We start from the raw sequence: 16661 nt of genomic DNA on the forward strand, positions 1-16661 counted from the left end.
ATGTGGGTTCGGGCCATTGCGCGACCGCAGGGGGAATCGATGACGACGCCGCTCACAGTGGATCCGTCGGTGCTGCGCGACGCGGCAGGCGGGTTCGGCGGCATCGCCGACGGACTTCGCGGTGCCGCGCCGGGGCCGGCCCTGGTGGGCGCGAGCAGTGCGATGTCCGGGCTGGAGACGGCGTCGGCGTGCCGGCAGGTGGCAGACCGCCTCGGCGGTCGGGCGACGGCACTCGGCGACCGGTTCGCCGCGCACGGCGACCAACTCGGCGCTGCGGCGGCCGCCTACGAGCGCGGTGACGCCGAGTCCGCGAATCGCATCGAGGGTGTCGGTCCGGATGCGCCTGCACCGGGCGAGGAGGGCGAGCCGCCCCCGGACGGCGGTGACTACCACCCGGTCACGGCGGAACAGTTGCAGAAGATCGTGCCGGAGATGACGGCGCAGCGCGCCCAGGAGGTCGTCGGCCCGCTCAACGACGCGATGCGCCAGGGTGGCATGAACACCCCGAAGCGGCAGGCGGCGTTCATCTCCCAGGTGGCCGTCGAATCGGACCGGTTCAACACCTACGAGGAGTACGCGGACGGCAGCGACTACGAGGGCCGCACGGACCTCGGCAACACTCAACCCGGCGACGGCACCACGTACAAGGGCCGCGGCGCGATCCAGGTGACCGGCCGGGACAACTACACCAGGATGAGCACGGATCTCGGCGTGGACTTCGTCAACCATCCCGAACTCGCCGCCGATCCGAAGTACGCGTTCAAGACCGCACTCTGGTACTGGGAGAGCCGCGACGGCAACGCCGTCGCCGACGGAGGAGACATCGTGAAGATCACGGAAATGGTCAACGGCGGCCACAACGCCCTCGACGTCAGGACCGGCTATTACGACCAGGCGCTCCGGGTGCTCGGCCGATGAGGTCGGGGACGTCGGGCCACGCGGCGATCGCCGGCCTGCTCACCGTAGCCGCGGTCGCCCTGGTGGGGTGCGACTCGACGAGTTCGGGTACGCCCCAGGCGATCTCCTCGCCGGCGTCGACCACCGTCGCGCCGAGCCCGCCGGTGACGTCGGCGGCCACCTCCGCCACCACCTCGGCGCCGGTGTCCGAGAACGATCCCTGCGTCGGAGCGACGTTCAGCTCCCGGCAGTTCGTCGGCGACTGGACCGAGTCCGGCAGCACGGTCGTGACGACGCTCGCCGGGGACGGCACCTGGACCTCCCGCGGGGACGCCGCCGAGTCGGGCTCGTGGAGTTACACGCCGTGGGAGTTCACCCCGGCCAAGGACGAGATTCCCGCGAGCGCCGCAGGGCAGTGCGTGCTGTGGCTGCGCGGGAGCGACCCCGCGTCGAGCCTGGTCTACGTCCCGCTGACGGTCACCGATGCGACACTCGAGCTGAGCTACGTCGGTCGCGGCAACACCATCGTGTGGCAGCGCGCGTCCTGATCGGGCGCCGCCGGTGTGCTTCACTGGCGCGATGGTCGGCCCAGAATCCGAGCCGCACGACCTTCGGGCCGCAGCCGAGGTCTACACCCGCGTGCGCCCCAGGCTGTTCGGCATCGCCTACCGGATGCTCGGCAGCGTCTCCGACGCCGAGGACATCCTGCAGGACGTGTGGCTGCGCTGGCAGTCCGCCGACCGGAGCGCGGTTCGGGACCCCGTCGCCTATCTCGTCACGACGACCACCCGCACCTGCATCAACGAGCTGCAGTCGGCACGAGTCCGGCGCGAGTCCTACGTCGGCCCTTGGCTTCCCGAGCCCATCGACACCAGCGCCGATCCCGCCCTCGGCGCCGAGCGGGCCGCCGGTCTGCACATGGTCACGCTGATGCTGCTCGAGAAGCTCACGCCGCCGGAGCGGGCCGCCTACATCCTGCGGGAGGCGTTCGACTACCCCTACGAGCTGATCTCGCGGACCATCGACGTCGGCGAGGCGAACGCCCGCCAGCTGGTCAGCCGGGCGCGCAAGCACCTGGCGGTGGATCGTCGCGAACCCGTCGACACCGCCGCGCAGCAGCGCCTCCTGACGGCGTTCATCAGCGCCGCCCGTTCGGGGCAGATGGCGGCGCTGGAGGCCGTCCTCGCCGACGACGTGTCGAGTTACACCGACGGCAACGGCGTGCGGAACGCCTCCCGCGTCCCCGTGCACGGCCGCACCACGGTCGCACGTTTCGTACGGTCCTTCGCCCACCACTTCTGGGTCGACACGTCGGTCACCTGGCTGGAGGCGAACGGTAGGCCGTCGGCGCTCATCGACCGGGGCGGCACCCCGATCGCCTTCCTCACCGTGGAGGCGTCGGAGCACGGGATCGACCAGGTGCTGTGGGTGATGAACCCGGACAAGCTGGCGCGTCTCCACTGACGCCGCGGACCATCCATACTGAACGCATGGCTGATCGCAACGTGCTCGGTGGCGAACTCGGGACGTGCGGCACCGAACCGATGACGGGCTTCTACCGCGACGGGTGCTGCTCCACCGGCGACGAGGATGCCGGCCTGCACACGATCTGCGGGGTGATGAGCACCGAGTTCCTCGACCACCAGCGCTCGATCGGCAACGACCTGTCGACGCCGATGCCGCAGTACCGGTTCCCCGGCCTGTCCCCCGGCGACCGCTGGTGCGTCACGGCGAGGAACTGGCTGCGCGCGCGGGAGGACGGCAAGGCCTGTCCGGTGGTCCTCGCCTGCACCCACGAGCGGACGCTGGACGTCGTCCCGCTCGACGTCCTGCGGGAGCACGCGGTCGACGTGCCCGACGACGCCGCGGGACTCTGAACCGGGTGCACGCCATCCCCGTCATCGCGCTGACCGGCTACCTCGGCGCGGGCAAGACCACACTGCTCAACCACGTCCTGCGGGCACCCGGCGCGCGGATCGGGGTGGTGATCAACGACTTCGGCGAGCTGAACGTCGATGCGGGACTCGTCACCGGCCAGGTCGACGAGCCCGCCTCCATCACCGGCGGGTGCATCTGCTGCCTGCCCGACGACGGCGGCCTGGACGACGCGCTCGAGAAGCTCGCCGATCCCAAGCTGGCTCTCGACGCCATCATCGTCGAGGCCAGCGGGTTGGCCGATCCCGTCGCGATCTCGCGCATCATCCGGTTCAGCGGGGTCGAGCGCATCCGGCACGGCGGCGTGGTCGACGTCGTCGACGCCGCCACGCACTTCGACACCGTCGACCGTGCCGGCACCGCACCCGCGCGCTACGCCGCGGCGTCGCTCATCGTGGTGAACAAGCTCGACCAGATCGACGAGGACGGCCGCGAGTCCGCTCTGGCACGGGTGCAATCGCGGGTGCGGGAACGCAATCCGGAGGCCCACGTCGTCGGCGCGATCGCCGGACGGGTCGATCCGCGGCTGCTCTACGACGTCGCGGAGGTCTCCGAGGAACCCGGCCAGCTGTCGTTCCGCGAACTGCTCATCTCCGGCGACCACGAGGACGACCACGACCACGTGCACGCCGCCTCGGTCACCGCGCTCTCCGACGGGTGCGTCGACCCCGGCGCGGTCGTCGACCTGCTCGAACGGCCACCGGCCGGGGTGTACCGGATGAAGGGCACCGTCGCCGTGCGCTACCGCGCCCAGGTGCGCCGCTACGTCGTGAACGTGGTCGGCGCGTCGGTGCACGTGGCGACCGCGTCGCGGACCGCGCACGCCAACCACCTCGTCGCGATCGGCACCGGGTTCGACGTCGACGACGCACGCACCCGGCTCGACGCGGCGCTGCGGCCCGTCGACGGCCCCGCTCCCGCCGCGGGCGTGCGGCGCCTGCAGCGCCACCGGCGGCTCAGCATCTGAGCGCGTCAGTTCCGGCGAAGCGGTTCCCGCCCGGGCGGTTGCGGCGGCGGCGGTAGGAGCGCCTCGCGCGCCACCACCGGCATGGTCGTGGGTTCCTGGGTGGTCAGCTCGACGTGTTCACCCGAATGCTGGATCGTCAGCGAGCCGTCGGGACCGTCGCGCAGCGTGTAGGTGGCCTGCTCGTGGGCGACGTCGACGATGAGCCGGAAGTTGCGCCACCGCAACCGGAATCGCAGGTGCGTGATCCCGCTGGGCAGCTGCGGCGCGAAGGACAGTTCGCCCTCGTCGTCGCGCAGCCCGCCGAAGCCCGACACCCAGGCGATCCAGCCACCGGCCAGCGACGCCATGTGCAGTCCGTCGCGGCTGTTGCCGTGCAGGTCCCGCAGGTCGATGAGGGCGGCCTCGCTGGCGTAGTCGTGGGCGAGTTCCAGGTGACCCACCTCCGCGCACATCACCGCCTGGGTGCACGCCGAGAGCGACGAGTCCCTGGTGGTGCGGCGCTCGTAGTAGTCGACGTTGCGCGCCTTCTGCTCCGGCGTGAACGCGTGGCCCTGCCAGTGCATCGCCAGCACCAGGTCGGCCTGCTTGATCACCTGCGACGGGTACAGCCGTACGTACGGCTCGTTCAGTAGCAGCGGGTACTCGGTGTTGTCGTCGAAGTCCCACTCCCGCAGCGTCGTGAACCCGTCGCACTGTTCGTGCACGCCCAGCTCGTCGTCGTACGGGATGTGCACCGCCGCAGCAGCATTTCGCCACGCGGCCGTCTCCTCGGTCGACGCACCGAACGCGCCGGCCTCGGCGGGGCGGCGTGCGCACGCGTCGACCGCGATCCGGAGGTTGTGGGCCGCCATCAGATTGGTGAAGACGTTGTCGCGGACGACGGCGGTGTACTCGTCGGGGCCGGTCACGCCGGCGAGGTGCCACACGCCGTGCCGGTCGTAGTGGCCCAGCGACATCCAGAGTCGCGCGGTCTCGATCAGCATCTCCAGCCCGCAGTCCGCCTCCAGCGAGTCGTCGCCCGTCACCAGCCGGTAACGGTCGACGGCCATGGCGATGTCGGCGTTGACGTGCCAGGCGGCGGTCCCCGCGGGCCAGTACGCCGAGCACTCCTGCCCGCGGATGGTCCGCCAGGGGAAGCTCGCACCCTTGAGGTCCAGCTCGGCGGCACGCTCGCGGGCGAGGTCGAGAGTCGTTGCGCGCCAACGCAGTGCGTCAGCAGCCGCCTCGGGCATGGTGTAGGTGAGCAGCGGCAGCACGTAACCCTCGGTGTCCCAGAAGGCGTGCCCGTCGTATCCGGTGCCCGTCAGCCCCTTGCCCGCGATGGCCCGTCGCTCCGCCCGCGCGCTGGCCTGCAGCACGTGGAAGATGCCGAAGCGCACGGCCTGCTGCGAGACCGGGTCACCGTCGATCTCGACGTCGGCGGCATCCCAGAAGTCGTCGAGGTAGTCGCGTTGCGCCTCCAGCAGCCCGTCCCACCCGGTGTACCGGGCACCGGCGATCGCCGCCGACACCTGGTCCTTCAACGCCGGCCGCGACCTCAGGCTCGACCAGCCGTAGGCCACGTACTTCACGATCCGCAGCTTCTGGCCGGGCCGCAGCCCGCAGATCACGGTCGTGCGCGCCCAGTCGTCGCCTGCGTCGGTGTCGACCTCGACGCGGCCCGGCACCTCGACGAGGTGGTCCATCGCCGCGGCCATCATCAGGTCGCTGGACTTGGTGCGGTGCATGAGCAGCGCACCCTGGTCGGCGACCTCGGACGCGACGGACTGCAGCGGGCTCCGCAGCACGGCCGACACCCTGGGGTCGTCCGACTGCTCGGGCTGGTCCTCGTTCGCGACGAGTTCGGACTGCACGGTCACCCGGGTGAACTCGTCGACGGCCTCGACGGTGTACTCGATCGCGACGACGCTGCGCTGGGTCAGCGACACCAGCCGCACGGAGGTCAGCAGGATCTGCTTGCCCGCCGGTGAGCGCCACCGGGCGGTCCGGGTCAGCGTGCCGGCCCGCAGGTCGAGGACCCGCTCGTGCTCGACGAGGTCGCCGTAGCGGACGTCGAACGGTTCGTCGTCGACCAGCAGGCGCAGGATCTTGCCGTTGGTGACGTCGATCAGCGACTGCCCGTCCTCCGGGTAGCCGAAGCCGGACTCCGCGTACGGCAGCGGCCGGGTCTCGTAGAACGAGTTCAGGTAGGTGCCGGGCAGGCCGTGCGGCTCGCCCTCGTCGAGGTTGCCGCGCAGCCCGACGTGTCCGTTGGACAGCGCGAACACCGACTCCGACTGCGCGATGGTGTCGAGGTCCAGCTCGATCTCGCGCACGTGCCACGGTTCGACGGGGTAGGCGCCCTCGTGGATCACGTGGCGGCCGGCATCAGGTCGGCGAGGTCGTCGACCACGACGTCGGCACCGTTGCTCTTCAGCGCGTCGGCGTGGTTCACCCGGTTCACGCCCACGACGATCGCGAAGTGCCCGGCGTGGCCCGCCTGCACGCCGGCGATCGCGTCCTCGAACACCGCCGACTCGCCTGCCGTCACCTCGAGCAGTTCCGCGCCGCGCAGGAACGAGTCCGGGGCGGGTTTTCCCGGGATGCTCTCGTCGCGCATCGTGATCGCGTCCACGCGCTGTGCCACGTACTTCTCCAATCCGGTGATCCGCAGGACCTCCGCGGTGTTGGCGCTCGACGACACGACGGCGATCCGCAGCCCGGCCTCGTGCGCAGCCTCGACGTACCGTCGCGAACCCTCGAACACCGTGACGCCGTCGCGCTTCAGGACGTCCTGGAAGAGGGCGTTCTTGCGGTTGCCCAGCCCGCTCACCGTCTCGGCGTCGGGCCCGTCGTCGGGGGATCCCTCGGGCAGGGTGATGCCGCGGCTCGCGAGGAACGAGCGCACGCCGTCCTCGCGTCGCTTGCCGTCGACGTACGTCCCGTAGTCGGCGTCGACGTCGAACTCGCGGAACGGCTGGTCGGTCCGGGTCTTCAGGAAGTCGTCGAACATCGCCTTCCAGGCCTTGCGGTGCACGCTCGCGGTGTCGGTGAGCACGCCATCGAGGTCGAAGAGACACGCACGGACGTCGTCGGGGAGACCCAGCATGTCCGCTCTAGTACCCATTACCCACCCATTTCCCCCGCCCGACCCATTTCGCTCGTCGGGGACTCAGTCCGGCAGTCCGTACTCGTCGAACCAGTACGCCAGCTTGCCGCGCCTGCTGACCGCGCGCAGCCGGGACTCCGCCGCGGCGCGGGTCTTGCTGGTCGTGACGATGAGCAGCTCGTCACCGGCCTCGATGCGCGTGTCGGGCAGCGGGACGAAGGTGTGCCCGTCGCGGATGATCAGCGTGATCACCGCCGGGTCGGGCAGGCGGAGTTCGAGGATCGTGACGTTGTGCAGCCGGGAGTGCGGTTGCACGGTCATGGTCAGCAGCTCGGCATCGAGCACGTCGAGCGGGGCCGCCTCGACCTGGATCTCGCGGGTCGACTCCCGGGTGATGAGGCCCAGCGCCCGCGCGATGGGACGCAGGCTCGGGCCCTGTACCAGCGTGAATACCACCACCAGGATGAAGACGATGTTGAGCAGCCGTGGGCTGTCGGGCACGCCCGCGACGATCGGGAACGTCGCCAGCACGATGGGCACCGCGCCGCGCAGTCCGGCCCAGGACAGGAACAGTTGTTCTCGCCACGGTATGCGGAACCAGAACAGCGAGCCGACCACCGACAGTGGTCGGGCGACCAGGAGCAGCACCGTGCCGATGATGATCGCGGGGACGACGTCGGCCGCCAGCTCGCTGGGATCCACCAGCAGTCCCAGCAGCACGAACAGACCGATCTGCGCCAGCCAGCCCAGTCCCTCGGCGAACGACCGGGTGGCCGACCGGTGCGGGAGTCCCGAGTTGGCGAGTACGACCGCCGCCAGGTACGAGGCGATGAAGCCGCTGGCATGCGCGCTACCCGCCGCGGCGAACGCGACGAGGCCGAGTCCGAACGTCGCGATCGGGTAGAGCCCCGACGCGGGCAGCGCCATCCGGCGAAGCGTGGCCGCACCGAGGAAGCCGACGCCCAGGCCGATCAGCGAGCCGGCGCCCAGCTCGTAGACCATCTCGGTGACCGCGTGCTCGGGTTCGAAGATGAAGGGCACGACGCTGAACGTCAGCACCAGGATGACCGCGGGGGCGTCGTTGAAGCCCGACTCCGCCTCCAGCAGCCCCGCCACGCGGCGCGGCAGGGGCAGCACCCGCAGCACCGAGAAGACCGCGGCGGCGTCGGTCGAGGACACGATCGCGCCGACCAGCACCGCCAGCTGCCAGTCCATGCCCAGCAGGACGTGGGCGCCCACGGCGGTCACCGCCGTGCTGACGACCACCCCGATGGTGGCGAGCGCACCCGCCGGCGCGAGCACCTTGCGGATGTCGGAGAACTTCGTCGTCAGACCGCCTTCGACGAGGATCACCGCCAGCCCCGCCGTGCAGATGTTGCGGGCCATCTCGACGTCGTCGAAGTCGACGCCGATGCCGTCCTCCCCGAGGACGACGCCGACCAGGAGGAAGAACAGCAGGCTGGGGAAGCCGATCCGCGTCGCGACCCGCGTCCCGACGATGCTGGCCAGCAGCACCAACCCGCCGACGAGCAGCGCGAGGTACAGCTGCTGCAGAGTCATTGGGGTCCCCGGTCCGACGTGATGGTCACGGTGCGGTCGCCAGTATTTCAGGCGCGGGCCGCCCGCACCGGGCGCTCACCCGTGACGCGCCTCGCCGCGATGGGCGAAGATGGCAGGGTGGCGGAGCGCACGGGCCGGGTCGGCATGCGGGTCGGCATTGCCGGAGCGGGCAATGTCGGGCGCTCGGTGGCGCGCGAGCTGCTCGAGTACGGGCACAAGGTGCTGCTGATCGAGCGCGAACGTCGCCGCTTCGAACCCGCCACGGTCCCGGGCGCCGACTGGCTGAATGCGGACGCCTGCGAGCTGACCGCACTCGAGGAGGCCGGCGCCCAGACCTGTGACGTGCTGATCGCCGCGACGGGCGACGACAAGTCGAACCTGGTGGTCGGCCTGCTCGCCAAGACCGAGTTCGGCGTGCCCCGCGTGGTGGCCCGCATCAACGAGGTGCGCAACGAGTGGCTGTTCAGCAGGGAGTGGGGCATCGACGTCGCCGTCTCGACGCCCGGCGCGCTGGTCGCCGGCATCGAGGGCGCGATCGACGTCGGTCACCTGGTGCGGCTCATGGGTCTTCGCGAGGGCCGCGCCGACCTCGCGAAACTGACCCTGCCGCACGACAATCCACTCGTCGGGCAGCGCGTCTCCGATCTGACGCTGCCCGGTAACGCCGCGCTGGTGACGCTGCTCCGCGCGGGCGAGGTGATCATGCCCAGCCCCGACGACGTCTTCGTGGCCGGCGACGAGATGCTCTTCGTCGCCGACAGCACGATTCAACGGGCGATCAGGCAGGCCATCCACAGCTCGGAACCCGATCCGCACCCCATCACAGGGTGACGGTCTCGTAGGACCCGACCTGCGCGCCGAGGACGCGCAGCTGGTCGTCGGCGGTCCCGAGCGTGTTGTCGATCGCCGTCAGCCGGGCGGCGTAGTGACCCACCGGGTACTCGGCGGTGATGCCGATGCCGCCGTGCAGCTGGATCGCCTCCTGGGCGATGTGCCGGCCGGACCGGCCGACCTGAAGCTTCGCCCTGGCCGCGATGACCGGGTCGAAGGTGCCGTCCGCGATCGACATCGCGGCGTAGAAGTTCATGCTGCGGGCCAGCTCGAGCGACACGTACATGTCCGCCGCGCGCTGGGTCAGCGTCTGGAACTTGCTCAGCGGAACGCCGAACTGCTTGCGGCTGGTCAGGTACTCGGTGGTCAACCGCAGCGACTCCTCCATGGCGCCGACCGCCTCGGCGCACAGCGCGGACTGCTGCCGCACCAGGGTGCGCCGCACGTACTCGGTCGCGTCCCCACCCTGGCCGAGCGGTTCGGCCGCCACGGCGTCGAGATCGATCTGCGCGCCGCGCCTGCCGTCGAACGTGCGGTACGGGTGCTTGCCCGCCGCAGCACCGTCGACCAGGAACAGGCCGACGCCGCCGTCGGGCAGCGTGGCGCTGACGATCACCTTGTCCGCCGAGTCGCCCGCGGCCACCGGGCGCTTGCGGCCGGTGACGGTCCAGGAGTCGCCGTCCTGCGTCGCCGTCGTCTGCACGTCGGTCGACGCCGCGCGCACGCCGGGCTCACCGTGTGCGAACGCGAGCAGCACCTGCCCGGCGGCCACGTCGTCGAGGATCGCCTTCTGCTCGTCGGTGCCCAGCTCGGCGATCAGGCCGCCCGGGATCAGCGCGGCGTCGGCGATGGGCTCCGGGGCGAGGCGCTTGCCGGCCTCGGTGAGGATGACCATGTGCTCGATCGCGCCGGCCTCCTCGGGGTCGAACCCGAGCCCCAGCAGGCCCACCTCGGCCAGCTGCTCCCACACCTCGCGGCGCCACCCGAGATCGCCCTCGGCGACCTCGTTCAGCTTGGTGACGTCGTAGCTGCGGGCCAGGACGTCACGGGTGACGTCGCGCAGCAGCTGCTGTTCTTCGGTCAGGTCGAAGTTCACGTGTGGCTCACAATCCCAGAATGGTGGACGCGATGATGGTGCGCTGCACCTCGTTGGTGCCGCCGTAGATCGACGTCTTGCGGTAGTTGAGGTAGCGCGGTGCGGCGTCCTGCGCCCATGCGGGCACGTCGACGCCGTCGGCGGCGCCGAACGGCAGCGCATCCGGCCCGGCGACCTCGACGAGCAGTTCGGTGGCCGCCTGCTGCAGCTGGCTGCCGCGCAGCTTCAGGATCGACGACGCCGGGTTCGGCTTGCCGTCGGCATCGGATCCGCTGACGCGCAGCTGCGTGAGTTCCAGTGCGAGCACGCCGTTCTCGATCTCGGCGACCCGCGCGGCGAACAGCGGGTCGTCGAGCAGGGTGGCCCCGTCGACCTTGATCTGCGCGGCGTGCTCCTTGACCTGCGAGAGCCACAGCTTGGTCAGGCCGATCCGGGCGATGCCCGAACGCTCGTTGCCGAGCAGGAACTTCGCGTAGGTCCAGCCCTGGTTCTCCTCGCCGACGAGCTGATCGGCGGGCACCCGGACGTCCTCGAAGAAGACCTCGTTGACCTCGTACCCGCCGTCGATCAGCTTGATCGGGCGCAATGTGATTCCAGGCGTTGACATCTCGGCGAGCAGGAACGAGATGCCCGCCTGCCGCTTCGGGGCGTCCGGGTTGGTGCGGGCGAGGAAGAAGATCCAGTCGGCGTGCTGGCCGAGCGTCGTCCACGTCTTCTGCCCGTTGACGACGTAGGAGTCGCCGTCACGGACGGCCGTCGTGCGCAGCGACGCCAGGTCGGAACCCGCCTCGGGCTCGGAGAAGCCCTGGCACCACCACATGTCGAGGTTGGCCGTCGGCGGCAGGAAGCGCTCCTTGAGTTCCTGGGAACCGAACTGCGCGATCACGGGACCGACCATCTTGGTGTTGAACGCGAGCGGCTCCGGCACGCCGGCCAACTGCATCTCGTCTAGCCAGATCTGTTGGCGCAGAGGCGACCAGCCCTTGCCGCCCCACTCGACGGGCCAGTTCGGGACAGCGAGCCCCTTGGCGTTGAGGATGCGCTGCGTCGTCACCATGTCCTCGGGGAAGTTCCCGTGGCCGGACTGGATGCGCTCGCGGAGATCCGCGGGGATCTCGGTCCGGTAGAACGTCCGCAGTTCCTCGCGGAAGGCGGCGTCTTCTTCGCTCAGCGCCAGTTGCATGGTCTCAGCCTTCCTTGGTGATCTTCAGGACGCGGTCACGCAGTCCCTTGGTCGCGGTGTCCATCAGGCTCTTCGCGCCGCGCTTGACCAGGAACCCGGGGATGGGCACGGTCGGATCGACGGTCAGCTCGAAGCGGACCGTGGTGTGCTCGCCGTCCGGGATCAGCGTGTAACGGGCGTCCTGCGCACGCTGCTGCTTCGAGCTGACCAGGGTCCAGCTGACGCCGTCGTCGTGCACCGTGTAGTCGAGCACCTGCTCGTCGTTGACGCCGACGATCTTCACCACTTGGCGCGATCGCTTGGGCCGGCCCTGGTCGTCGCGTTCGAGGATCTCGATCTCCTGGTGGGCCGACGACCACTCGGTCAGCGACTCGAGGTCGGTGAGCACGTCCATGATCTGCTCGGGCGTTGCCTCGATGGTGACCTCGCGGGTCTCGGTGACGGCCATGCCCACACGATAGCCAGCAGCAGCCGCACCCAAACCGGGCGGTTAGTCGAAGTGGCCGGTTAGGGGCGCAATGCGACCCTGATGCACCCGTCGGTCTTGTTCTTGAACATGTCGTAGGCGCGCACGCCCTCCTCGAGCGGCAGGTCGTGGGTGATGAGGATCGACGGGTCCAGGTCGCCCTGCTGTACGTAGTCGAAGAACTGCGGGACGTAGCGCTGACCGTGCTGCTGCGCCGACCGGATCGTCAGCCCCTTGTTGAGCACGACGCCCATCGGGAACTTGTCCGTCAGCCCGTACACGCCGAGCACCGACACGACGCCGCCCTTGCGGCACGCCAGGATGGCCTCCCGCAGGCTGCTCGCGCGGTCGGTCTCCAGCCGCAGCAGCTGCTTGGCCCGGTCGTAGGCCTCCTGGACGCCGAAGCTGTGGCCCTCCATGCCGACGGCGTCGATCACCGAGTCCGGTCCGCGGCCACCGGTCGCCTCGCGGAGCGCCTCCTGGACGCTGTCCGTGGTGGCGTAGTCGATGGTCTCGGCGCCGAGCTTCTTCGCCAGCGCCAGCCGCTCGGGGACGCGGTCGATGGAGATGACGCGTTCGGCGCCGTTGAGGAGCGCGCTGCGGGCCGCCATGAGTCCGACGCCGCCGGCACCCCACACCGCGACGACGTCACCCGCGGAGATGTCGCAGAAGTCGGCGCCCATGTAGCCCGTGGGCACGGCGTCGGACATGAACAGCGCCTGCTCGTCGGTGACGTAGTCGGGCACGGCGAAGCAGTTGGCGTCGCCGAACGGCACGCGGACGTACTGCGCGTGCGAGCCCGCGTAACCGCCGAACGGGTGCGTGTAGCCGTAGATCCCACCGGTCGGCGCGCCCAGGACCGTCTGCTGCAGATCGGCGTTCGGGTTGGTGGTGTCACACAGCGAGTACATGTCGTGGTCGCAGTACCAGCAGTGATTGCAGGCGATGAAGGACGGGACGACGACGCGGTCGCCGACCTTGGTCTGCGTCACCTCGCCACCCACTTCGGTGACGACGCCCATGAATTCGTGCCCGAAGACGTCGCCCGCGCGCATGCCGGGCAGGTAGCCGTCGATGAAGTGCAGGTCCGACCCGCAGGTGGTGGTCAGCGTGACCGCGACGATGACGTCGTGGGGGTTCAGGATCTTCGGATCGTCGACGGTCTCCACCGCGAGGTCGTTGACGCCGTTCCAGACGAGTGCTCTCATGTCGTGTCCTCCTACCGTGTCGAGTCGCGTGCGCTTGGATTGCATTGCAGGGTGGGCACTTCCCCGGTCTGCAGGAGTGCCCGCGCCCTGTAGAGCGCCTTGTACAGCAGCACGCCGGTCAGCACACCCGGTGCAGGCGTGCTGATCCGGGCGATCACCTCCGTGCCGCGTCCACCTGGTGCGTCGCGCAGGTCGACGACGATGTCCGCGCTGCTGTCGGCCTGAACGTCGACGTAGCGGATCGTGTCCGCCTCCGAGGACACGATGCAGTCCCAGGTGGGCCCGTCGTCGCCGAAGGTCCAGCGCAGCCTGTCGGGTCCGGTCTCGCGGACCTCGGCGACGTCACCGAAGACCTGGGAGAGGCGGTCGGCGTCGTGCAGGAGTGACTTGACGTCGTCGCGCGGCTTCCCGATGGTCACGGCCTGCGTCGTCGACGCCGGACGTTCGGTCACCTTCTCGACGAGTTGTTTGACCTGAGCTTTTGCTGTGTCGAGTACGTTCATTCGCCTCTCCGATCGTGGTGGTGGCGCGGCGGCTACCCCTCGATTCGGGCGTAAAACGTCAGTCGGCGCGCGGGGCGGTGCGGAGGGTCAGCACCGTGATCTCACTCGGGGCGAAGACGCGGAACGGTGGGCCCCAGAACCCGGTGCCGCGGCTGGTGTAGAGCTGGGTGCGCGCACCGTGGCGGCTCAGGCCGTGCACGACGGGCTGATCGAGACGCACCAGGAAGTTGAACGGCCAGATCTGGCCGCCGTGGGTGTGCCCGGAGATCTGCAGGTCGACGTTCGCGGCGACGGCCTGCGGGATCTGCTTGGGCTGGTGGGCCAGGAGGAGGACGGGGACGCCGGGGTCCGCGTCCCGCAGCGCCGCAGTCAGATTCGCGCCGTGTCCGGCCAGCCCGGAGCCCTTGGCGGTGGCGTCGTCGACGCCGGCGATGGTGAGCCGGGCGCCGTCCCGTTCGACGACGATGTGCCGGTTGTGGAGGGCGTCCCAGCCGATGCGGGTCATGTAGTCCAGCCAGCCCTGCGCCTCGCTGAAGTACTCGTGGTTGCCGGTGACGTAGACGCGGGCGAGGTGGGCCCTGACGGTCGCCAGCGGGGACGACTGGACTTCGCGCACCTGGACCGTGCCGTCGGCGATGTCACCGACGTGGCAGACGACGTCGGCGTCGATCTCGTTGACGCGGTCGATCATTCGAGCCGACCAGCCCGCGCGGTCGATGGGTCCGTAGTGCGTGTCGGTGATCATCGCGACCGTCATGCCGTCGAGGCCGCGGCCGAGGTTCTCGATCGCGACGTCGGCGCGCCGGATGCGCGGCACCCGCATCGCCTCGAAGTGGCCCCACGCGAGCAACGTTGCGGCCGTTGCCAGGACGGCGATCGCGACGATCCGCGAGCGCGTCGGGTCCTCGACGCCCGCCAGGTACAGGGCTAGCCGCAGGAGCAGGGAGAGCACCGACCAGACGAACAGCACCCACGCCGCGCCGAGGAGTGCGTCGCCGGTGACCGCCGCACGGTCGGAGTGGTTGCGACCGTGGCCCATCCACATCGACAGGGGTAGCGCGATCAGTGCCGCCGCGAAAAGCAGCGTCCCGATGACGGTGCCGATCGTCGGCCACTGCGGTCCTACGGCGACGACGGTCAGCCAGGGGACGCCGAAGAGCAGCAGCAGGATGGTGCCGACCAGTGCCAGGCGGCGCCAACGGGCGGGCCTGTGGGGTTTGGTGGCCGCGTCGACCTCGGCGGCGGGGGTTTCAGCGGGGATCTCCGACACTTTCTCGAGCGTACCTGCGGGTGGGCGGGTGTCTTGGGGGTTGGCTTTGGTGCCGGCTTGCTGGACCAGCCTCCTAGTCAGCCCACGCCGCTTCAACCCTTTCCCATGTCCGTCGCAAGTCCCTGGCGGACCTATTTTCTTCTCTGCGCCTTTGGTCCGCTCAGCTCGCCCCGCCTTCTGCCCAGCCCTTTGCCTCGCCCTTCGCGCGCGCCCTTCCTTCACCCGCCGCCCCGTCGCCCGCGCCGCCTCCACCCGCCGCCTGCGCCCCTTCAACCGCCGTGTGATGTCTCAGGACATAGGTGACAGTTCTGCATCAGGACTTCGGTGACAGTTGATGTGTCAGGACTTCGGTGACGGTCTGTCGGTTTTGGGGCGTGGGCCCCGTGGTCGACCGTTGCCGACGTATCGAATACCGGGTGCGGGTCGGGTGTGCTCGGCGAGGACTTCGCCCTGAAGGTCGGTGATGATGACCTGGTCGTCGACGGTGACGACGAGGACCTGCTCGAAGGCGCGTTGTGCGTCGACTCGGTAGGTGACCGTGTCCAGATGAATGGTCCCCGCAGTGCTGATCGTTCTGGCACGGGTGTTGGCGGGCAGGTTCGGTGGTGGCGGAGTGCGGGGCCTGCGGTAGGCGATCGGAACGGGCGCTGGGTAGATCGGCCGGTCCGGCTGGGGACGGGGCGGATCGGCGTGGGGGGTGGCGTCCCACGCCGTCTGCGGGGTGATGCGACCGGGCAGGCCCTGGTGGGGGCGTTCGGTGTTGTAGAGGTGGTCGAATGCGTCGACCTGGGCTTGGAGTTCGGCCAGCGATCCGGCGAGCGGTTGCTTGTCGAGGTAGCGGAACAGGGTCTGATGGAAGCGTTCGTTCTTGCCCTGGGTGGTCGGCTTGTAGGGCTTGCCGGTGATGGTCTGCACGCCTAGGGCGCCCACATGACTGACGAGTCGGCCGAGGTGTCCGCGCCGGGACGGGTTGAGCGCGGCCCCGTTGTCGGACAACAGTCGTTGGGGTACACCACGATCGGCGACGGCCTTGTCGAACACTGCGATGGCGGCCTGGGCCGTCTCAGACCACGCCACGTGGGAGGCGACCGCGTAGCGGGTGGTCGTCGATGAGCTGGAAGATCACGCACGTGCGCCCGCCGCTGAGGACGTACTCGGTCGCGTCGAGTTGCCAGCACGCATTCGGTGCCGGGTAGACGAACCGTCGCCACGCCGAACGGGGCTTTTTCTTCGGCTCGAGCCGAGCCACGCCGGCCTCCCGGAAGATCCGCGCCAGCGCCGCCGTGGACGGCACCCGCGGCAGGCCCATCGCGTGCATCTTGTCGTGCACACTGATCGGCCCGTGATCCAGTCCGGAGGCCTCCAGGGCAGCACGTACCGCCACTGCCTGCGCCTTGACCTCATCACTCAACCTCGACGGACTCGACTTCGGTCGTCGTGTCCTCGGTTGCAGCACCGCGGCCTGCCCGTCGGCTATCGCGCGTTGACGTAACGCGTAGAACGACTTTCTTGAGATACCGTGCTCGGCGCAGAACGTCGAGACCGCACCCCGCGGCGCGTCATCGGGCCACTGCGAGATCGCCAACCGGACGCGAGGATCGATGGGTTCATTGACAGCCACCCCGGCAGCCTCGGTGCAGAAGTGTCACCACCAAGA

15 protein-coding genes and 1 pseudogene are annotated in these 16661 nt (G+C 69.7%); 6 read left to right on the plus strand and 10 right to left on the minus strand.

From position 1 onward, the window contains the following. The first annotated feature begins 39 nt into the window (after positions 1–39). Genes G6N64_RS04165 through G6N64_RS04185 form a run of 5 tightly spaced genes read left to right on the plus strand, consistent with a single transcriptional unit; the run spans position 40 to position 3799 of the window. Positions 40–918 carry a glycoside hydrolase family 19 protein gene (locus tag G6N64_RS04165; protein ID WP_163795737.1) on the plus strand — a complete coding sequence of 293 codons (879 nt, stop codon included), beginning with the start codon at positions 40–42 and terminating at the stop codon, positions 916–918. After that, positions 915–1445: a hypothetical protein gene (locus tag G6N64_RS04170; protein WP_163795738.1), complete on the plus strand. Its 531-nt coding sequence runs from the start codon at positions 915–917 to the stop codon at positions 1443–1445. Before G6N64_RS04165 ends, G6N64_RS04170 begins: the two co-directional genes overlap by 4 nt. Before the next feature lie 31 nt (positions 1446–1476). Then, on the plus strand, positions 1477–2361 hold the full coding sequence (locus tag G6N64_RS04175) for an RNA polymerase sigma-70 factor (protein ID WP_163795739.1): 885 nt from the start codon (positions 1477–1479) through the stop codon (positions 2359–2361). A 26-nt stretch (positions 2362–2387) separates the two neighbouring features. Then, positions 2388–2774: a DUF2237 family protein gene (locus tag G6N64_RS04180; RefSeq protein WP_163795740.1), complete on the plus strand. Its 387-nt coding sequence runs from the start codon at positions 2388–2390 to the stop codon at positions 2772–2774. A 5-nt stretch (positions 2775–2779) separates the two neighbouring features. Continuing rightward, positions 2780–3799: a CobW family GTP-binding protein gene (locus G6N64_RS04185; RefSeq protein ID WP_163795741.1), complete on the plus strand. Its 1020-nt coding sequence runs from the start codon at positions 2780–2782 to the stop codon at positions 3797–3799. A gap of 5 nt (positions 3800–3804) precedes the next feature. On the opposite strand, the gene G6N64_RS04190 is transcribed toward G6N64_RS04185, so the two are convergent. From G6N64_RS04190 to G6N64_RS04200, 3 genes are all read right to left on the minus strand, one after another. After that, positions 3805–6153, minus strand: coding sequence for a glycoside hydrolase family 65 protein (locus G6N64_RS04190; RefSeq protein WP_163795742.1), 2349 nt, complete (start codon positions 6151–6153; stop codon positions 3805–3807). Continuing rightward, entirely contained in the window at positions 6150–6887 is a 738-nt protein-coding gene (locus G6N64_RS04195; protein WP_163801426.1) for a beta-phosphoglucomutase family hydrolase, read from the minus strand. Before G6N64_RS04195 ends, G6N64_RS04190 begins: the two co-directional genes overlap by 4 nt. Before the next feature lie 63 nt (positions 6888–6950). After that, positions 6951–8447 (minus strand): potassium/proton antiporter, encoded by a 1497-nt coding sequence (locus G6N64_RS04200; protein WP_163795743.1) that lies wholly within the window; start codon positions 8445–8447, stop codon positions 6951–6953. Positions 8448–8591: 144 nt separating this feature from the next. Here G6N64_RS04200 and G6N64_RS04205 point away from each other — a divergent pair, with 144 nt between their 5' ends. Next, positions 8592–9278, plus strand: a complete 687-nt coding sequence (locus G6N64_RS04205; RefSeq protein WP_163801427.1) for a potassium channel family protein — start codon at positions 8592–8594, stop codon at positions 9276–9278. Here G6N64_RS04205 and G6N64_RS04210 read toward each other — a convergent pair. The 7 genes and pseudogenes from G6N64_RS04210 to G6N64_RS04240 all read right to left on the minus strand — a co-directional run bounded on the left by G6N64_RS04210 (position 9268) and on the right by G6N64_RS04240 (position 16625). After that, complete coding sequence (locus tag G6N64_RS04210; protein WP_163795744.1) at positions 9268–10374, minus strand: acyl-CoA dehydrogenase family protein; 1107 nt, start codon at positions 10372–10374, stop codon at positions 9268–9270. The genes G6N64_RS04205 and G6N64_RS04210 overlap by 11 nt on opposite strands. Before the next feature lie 7 nt (positions 10375–10381). Then, positions 10382–11557: an acyl-CoA dehydrogenase family protein gene (locus tag G6N64_RS04215; RefSeq protein ID WP_163795745.1), complete on the minus strand. Its 1176-nt coding sequence runs from the start codon at positions 11555–11557 to the stop codon at positions 10382–10384. Between the two features lie 4 nt (positions 11558–11561). Continuing rightward, on the minus strand, positions 11562–12005 hold the full coding sequence (locus G6N64_RS04220) for an SRPBCC family protein (RefSeq protein WP_163795746.1): 444 nt from the start codon (positions 12003–12005) through the stop codon (positions 11562–11564). A gap of 59 nt (positions 12006–12064) precedes the next feature. Next, complete coding sequence (locus G6N64_RS04225) at positions 12065–13231, minus strand: zinc-dependent alcohol dehydrogenase (RefSeq protein ID WP_163795747.1); 1167 nt, start codon at positions 13229–13231, stop codon at positions 12065–12067. An 11-nt stretch (positions 13232–13242) separates the two neighbouring features. Beyond that, positions 13243–13734 (minus strand): SRPBCC family protein, encoded by a 492-nt coding sequence (locus G6N64_RS04230; protein ID WP_163795748.1) that lies wholly within the window; start codon positions 13732–13734, stop codon positions 13243–13245. Positions 13735–13792: 58 nt separating this feature from the next. Continuing rightward, complete coding sequence (locus G6N64_RS04235; protein WP_163795749.1) at positions 13793–15004, minus strand: metallophosphoesterase; 1212 nt, start codon at positions 15002–15004, stop codon at positions 13793–13795. 339 nt (positions 15005–15343) lie between these two features. Further along, a pseudogene (locus tag G6N64_RS04240) lies at positions 15344–16625 on the minus strand (integrase core domain-containing protein). Between the last annotated feature and the right edge of the window lie 36 nt (positions 16626–16661).

Source organism: Mycolicibacterium sediminis (assembly GCF_010731735.1).
Taxonomy (GTDB): domain Bacteria; phylum Actinomycetota; class Actinomycetes; order Mycobacteriales; family Mycobacteriaceae; genus Mycobacterium; species Mycobacterium sediminis.

What these genes read in the sequence shown, in the direction of transcription:
- G6N64_RS04175 (WP_163795739.1), top strand. Translation starts at nt 1,477, where the DNA reads ATGGTCGGCCCAGAATCCGAGCCGCACGACCTTCGGGCCGCAGCCGAG.
- G6N64_RS04180 (WP_163795740.1), top strand. Translation starts at nt 2,388, where the DNA reads ATGGCTGATCGCAACGTGCTCGGTGGCGAACTCGGGACGTGCGGCACC.
- G6N64_RS04195 (WP_163801426.1), bottom strand. Translation starts at nt 6,887, where the DNA reads ATGCTGGGTCTCCCCGACGACGTCCGTGCGTGTCTCTTCGACCTCGAT.
- G6N64_RS04165 (WP_163795737.1), top strand. Translation starts at nt 40, where the DNA reads ATGACGACGCCGCTCACAGTGGATCCGTCGGTGCTGCGCGACGCGGCA.
- G6N64_RS04215 (WP_163795745.1), bottom strand. Translation starts at nt 11,557, where the DNA reads ATGCAACTGGCGCTGAGCGAAGAAGACGCCGCCTTCCGCGAGGAACTG.
- G6N64_RS04230 (WP_163795748.1), bottom strand. Translation starts at nt 13,734, where the DNA reads ATGAACGTACTCGACACAGCAAAAGCTCAGGTCAAACAACTCGTCGAG.
- G6N64_RS04205 (WP_163801427.1), top strand. Translation starts at nt 8,592, where the DNA reads ATGCGGGTCGGCATTGCCGGAGCGGGCAATGTCGGGCGCTCGGTGGCG.
- G6N64_RS04225 (WP_163795747.1), bottom strand. Translation starts at nt 13,231, where the DNA reads ATGAGAGCACTCGTCTGGAACGGCGTCAACGACCTCGCGGTGGAGACC.
- G6N64_RS04170 (WP_163795738.1), top strand. Translation starts at nt 915, where the DNA reads ATGAGGTCGGGGACGTCGGGCCACGCGGCGATCGCCGGCCTGCTCACC.
- G6N64_RS04200 (WP_163795743.1), bottom strand. Translation starts at nt 8,447, where the DNA reads ATGACTCTGCAGCAGCTGTACCTCGCGCTGCTCGTCGGCGGGTTGGTG.
- G6N64_RS04220 (WP_163795746.1), bottom strand. Translation starts at nt 12,005, where the DNA reads ATGGCCGTCACCGAGACCCGCGAGGTCACCATCGAGGCAACGCCCGAG.